At 67.7% G+C, this 1,829-nt stretch carries 1 protein-coding gene; it reads left to right on the top strand.

All coding sequences use genetic code 11. From position 1 onward, the window contains the following. Positions 1-235: 235 nt before the first annotated feature. Positions 236-1,684 (top strand): glyceraldehyde-3-phosphate dehydrogenase, encoded by a 1,449-nt coding sequence (locus tag ACF1AK_RS34975; RefSeq protein WP_391502865.1) that lies wholly within the window; start codon positions 236-238, stop codon positions 1,682-1,684. The last annotated feature ends 145 nt before the right edge of the window (positions 1,685-1,829 follow it).

The raw sequence follows: 1,829 nt of genomic DNA on the forward strand, positions 1-1,829 counted from the left end.
GGTACTGCAGGGGGGACCCTGTGGGAGAGTAGGACGCCGCCGAACAAATTGTGAGAAGAACCCCCGCCGGTATTCCGGCGGGGGTTCTTCGCGTTCTCCCTTGACATGTCGTCAGAACATACCAGGGGGGGATCATATGTGATTCTTGTCATGCGGGAGAGGCCGGAACCGTTTCGGTTCGGGGGGTGGGGCCCAGTTAGCATGTGAACACCCTCCTAGCTCGAAAGATGGACTTGTGACTGTCAACGACGACGTGTTCACGGACTGGAAGAACCGCGAGGAGATCGCGGAGTCGATGATCCCGATCATCGGCCGACTGCACCGGGAGCGGGACGTCACCGTCCTGCTGTACAGCCGTTCCCTGGTGAACAAGTCGGTGGTCAGCATCCTGAAGACCCACCGGTTCGCCCGCCAGATTGCCGGCGAGGAGCTCTCGGTCACCGAGACGCTGCCCTTCCTACAGGCGCTGACCACCCTGGATCTCGGTCCTTCCCAGATCGACCTCGGCATGCTCGCCGCCACCTACCGCGCGGACAACCGCGGTCTCTCGGTGGAGGAGTTCACCGCGGAGGCCGTCGTCGGCGCCACGGGTGCCAACAAGATCGAGCGCCGCGAGTCGCCGCGTGACGTCGTCCTCTACGGCTTCGGCCGCATCGGCCGCCTGGTCGCCCGTCTGCTGATCGAGAAGGCCGGCTCCGGCAACGGCCTGCGCCTGCGTGCCATCGTGGTCCGCGGCGGTGGTGACCAGGACATCGTGAAGCGCGCCTCGCTGCTGCGGCGCGACTCCATCCACGGCCAGTTCCAGGGCACGATCACCGTCGACGAGGCGAACAGCACCATCATCGCCAACGGCACCGCGATCAAGGTGATCTACGCCAACGACCCGTCCGAGGTCGACTACACGGTGTACGGGATCCGGGACGCGATCCTGATCGACAACACGGGCAAGTGGCGGGACCGCGAGGGCCTCTCGAACCACCTCCGCCCCGGCATCGAGAAGGTCGTCCTGACGGCCCCGGGCAAGGGCGACGTGCCCAACATCGTCCACGGCGTCAACCACGACACCATCAAGCCGGACGAGCAGATCCTCTCCTGCGCCTCCTGCACCACCAACGCGATCGTCCCGCCGCTGAAGGCGATGGAGGACGAGTACGGCGTGCTGCGCGGCCACGTGGAGACCGTCCACTCGTTCACCAACGACCAGAACCTGCTGGACAACTACCACAAGGCCGACCGTCGCGGCCGCTCGGCACCGCTGAACATGGTGATCACCGAGACCGGTGCCGCCTCGGCCGTCGCCAAGGCGCTGCCGGACCTCAAGGCGAAGATCACCGGCAGCTCGATCCGCGTGCCCGTGCCGGACGTCTCGATCGCCATCCTGAACCTCCAGCTGGCCCGCGAGACCACCCGCGAGGAGGTCCTCGACTACCTCCGCAACGTGTCGCTGACCTCGTCGCTGAAGCGCCAGATCGACTTCACCACCGCTCCCGACGCGGTGTCGAACGACTTCATCGGCTCGCGCCACGCCTCGATCGTCGACGCCGGCGCCACCAAGGTCGAGGGCGACAACGCGATCCTCTACCTGTGGTACGACAACGAGTTCGGCTACTCCTGCCAGGTGATCCGGGTCGTCCAGCACGTCTCGGGCGTCGAGTACCCGACCTACCCCGTCCCGGCGGTCTGATCCGTAGGACGCACACCGCCAGTGGGGGGGGGGCCGCCGCCCCCCCCCCCCCCCCCCCCCCGGGCGGGGGGGGGGGGGGGGGGCCCGGCGGGGGGGGGGGGGGGGCGGCGGGGGGTGGGGGGGGTATCACCACGAGATAGGGGGC

The organism is Kitasatospora sp. NPDC015120 (assembly GCF_043080305.1).
Taxonomy (GTDB): Bacteria; Actinomycetota; Actinomycetes; order Streptomycetales; family Streptomycetaceae; genus Kitasatospora.